This window comes from Wolbachia endosymbiont of Mansonella perstans (genome assembly GCF_020278605.1).
In the GTDB taxonomy this organism is placed as follows: domain Bacteria; phylum Pseudomonadota; class Alphaproteobacteria; order Rickettsiales; family Anaplasmataceae; genus Wolbachia.
Genome location: NZ_JACZHU010000134.1, coordinates 1 through 1,578 on the forward strand (window position 1 = coordinate 1; position 1,578 = coordinate 1,578).

Genomic DNA, 1,578 nt, shown 5'->3' on the forward strand with positions numbered 1-1,578 from the left:
CGGCGGTATAAATAAATTACGAGTCCTAAATTTCTCTATAATACTACTCATGCTAGTAACTTTCTTATTTTTCCCTTTGCCTTTTTAATTTAATGCGTTTTTGTAATGTAGGTAGGTCACACTTTAGCACTATAGGAAGAATTCTTGTATTCATTCTTTTACTAAGCTCTACTACTGAGTTATACATCCTTATATTGTAATCGTTATTTTTCATCAATTCATCGATAAATATGAAATTTTTTGAATGAATTAGATAGGCTTCTATTGCCTGAAGCATAATTTGTGCAACGTTATATATTCTATCTTGGACTTCTTTGGGAATTTGGTCATATTCAAAGATATTATCATATATAGAGCGGATTTGAGTATTGTTGGAAAAGTTGCTATTTACAATCAGTGCACCTATCATATTAGATAATTCTATTGCTGTAGAAAGCTTGCCACTTCCTGAAAAGCCGATAATATATACGAAAACTCCTGTTATCTGTTCCTTTATATTAATGTTTATCATATTATTTATAATGTTAAAATCTATATTTATAATAACATGAAACTTAAGCTTTAAAACATTTAAAACATTATATAGAAAAATTATTTTTGCAGTTAAGATATTATATAGTTCAAGGACATAAATTCCGTATAAGTCTCATAGATTATGTAATAGAGAATTGTTTACTAAGAATTCCTCTTTCTCTAATTTACCTCCAAACTAAAAGTATGAGTTTATTACGAGCCTCTCTTCTTGTATAAACTTTCAGAAGATCTTAGCTGAAAATTGTTTTATTAACAAAGAGCGAGGTAAAAAGGGACTCAATCTACGCCTATCAAATTTTATCTTACTTAGAACTGGATGGCCATACATATACTCACCTATCGGTGCGTTCTGAGAACCAAAAGTAGTTTTGTATATATCCATTTGGTATACGCTTTAATGAAGTGAATGAAAATTCATTGATGCAAGGTGTCGTTTGGTGGAGATGTTATTGAGGGCAAAGAATATCAATATAATAAAACTGGTTATGTAATCCACGGCTTTATTTATCAAGCAAGGAAAGATGTTTAAGCAATTTTTTACTTGCATACACCTTCTGTTGTAGCAGTTTCCTCCCCCAAAGATGGGTTACTCCCAACAAGTCAGTGGGCGCTGCATTTTTACAATGAGATACCTTACTGTGATTATAATTCCCTAGCGCTTGATGATACAAAAGGAAAAAGACTAATAGCCGATCTAAGAGAAAGTTTTGTGATGTTAATGCGCGATCATGGATCTATAACGTGTGGTCGGACTATACAAGAAGCAATGTTTTATACATATCGCTTAAAACAAGCGTGTAAAACTCAATGTTTAACATTAGTGATGAATAGGGAATTATCAATTCCAAGCAAAGAAATTTACTCAAAAGCTGTAAAGGATCTTTTATCTTTCAAAAGCAATTTTGGTGGAAGAAATTAACATGCATGGGTTAGACTAATTAAAAGTAAGTTGTAAGAGGCTCTTTGCACTACTATCTTCCTCTGAATGCTCCTCTTCTTGTTATCCAAGTAGCCTTTTTTCGTCATTCCAGTACTTGATACTAG

General features: G+C 31.7%; 2 pseudogenes. One reads left to right on the forward strand and one right to left on the reverse strand.

Features of this window, described 5'->3' with window-relative positions:
* Positions 1–511 (reverse strand): annotated as a pseudogene (locus IHO13_RS05415) (hypothetical protein); the annotation flags it as partial.
* A gap of 263 nt (positions 512–774) precedes the next feature.
* Between IHO13_RS05415 and IHO13_RS05420 the strand changes: the two are divergent.
* Positions 775–1,453: pseudogene (locus tag IHO13_RS05420) on the forward strand (class II aldolase/adducin family protein).
* Positions 1,454–1,578 lie beyond the last annotated feature (125 nt).